Origin of the sequence: Ruegeria faecimaris (genome assembly GCF_900182615.1) — a bacterium.
In the GTDB taxonomy this organism is placed as follows: Bacteria; Pseudomonadota; Alphaproteobacteria; order Rhodobacterales; family Rhodobacteraceae; genus Ruegeria; species Ruegeria faecimaris.
Genome location: NZ_FXTE01000037.1, coordinates 1 through 1225, shown reverse-complemented (window position 1 = coordinate 1225; position 1225 = coordinate 1). Strand labels below are relative to the sequence as shown.

1 pseudogene is annotated in these 1225 nt (G+C 55.2%); it reads right to left on the bottom strand.

The features are described from left to right. Window positions 1-36: 36 nt before the first annotated feature. A pseudogene (locus FN806_RS20350) lies at window positions 37-1216 on the bottom strand (IS3 family transposase). Window positions 1217-1225: the final 9 nt, after the last annotated feature.

Sequence of the window (1225 nt, the reverse complement as noted above, 5' to 3'; positions counted from 1 at the left end):
GTTGAGCAGCCTCATCTGACTGGTTCAATTTGATTGTTAGTGCATCATTGGCCTGTGATCCATTGAGATGATGGTTTCGGGAGCTGACGGGCGGCAGCCCAGTGCACTGTGGGGACGTTTTGTGTTGTAGTGTTTCCTCCATTGTTCGATCAGGATTTGAGCTTCGCGCAAGCTGTAGAAGATCTCACCGTTGAGCAGCTCATCCCTGAACCGGCCATTGAAGCTTTCACAATATCCGTTCTCCCACGGGCTCCCAGGTTCGATGTAAGCCGTCTTGGCGCCAACGGCGGCGATCCAGTCTCGGACCGCCTGGGCGACAAATTCCGGCCCATTGTCAGAACGTATGAAACTGGGCGCGCCGCGAAGTATGAGCAGGTCTGTCAGAACGTCGATTACATCGGTCGAGTTCAGTTTCCGCTCGACCCTGATTGCCAAGCATTCCCGGCTGTACTCATCAAGGATGTTCAGCGTCCGGAAGGCTTTGCCGTCGTCGGTTCGACAATGAACGAAGTCATACGACCAAACATGGTTGCGATACTCTGGCCGTAGCCGAACGCATGAGCCGTCATTTAGCCAGAGCCGTCCTTTCTTCGGTTGCTTTATTGGCACTTTCAGCCCCTCTCGTCGCCAAAGCCGTTCAATTCGCCCATCGCTGACAGACCATCCAGCCTCTCTCAGCAGCGCTGCGATCCTGCGATAGCCATATCGGCCGTACTGTCGGGTCAACTCGATCATGTCGGCCACCAGTCGGCCTTCGTCTGCGCGACCTTGTGGGGCGCGCCGTTGCGTGGACCGGTGTTGCCCCAGAACGCGACAGGCGCGTCTCTCGGAAACGTTCAGCTGGTTGCGTACATGATTAATACAAGCACGACGGCGAGCGGGGCTCAGTAGGGCTTCGCGTTCAGGGCTACAAACCATCCACGGGATGGTTTGCTAACCGCCCTTCATCCTTTGTGGCTTCCGTCAGGATCAGTTTGTCCAGCGTCAGATCTGAAACTGCGCGCCTCAGCCGCTCGTTCTCTTTCTGAAGCCGTTTCAGTTCCTTCAATTGATCAACACCCATTCCGCCGTACTTCTTCCGCCAGCGGTAATAGGTTTGCTCAACAACTCCGATCTGTCTGATCGCATCAAGACGGGACATGCCTTGACCCATCAGAACTTCAACTTGCCGTAACTTCGAGACAATCTCTTCCGGCTTCGGTCTCTTGTTTGCCATTCTAGGTCC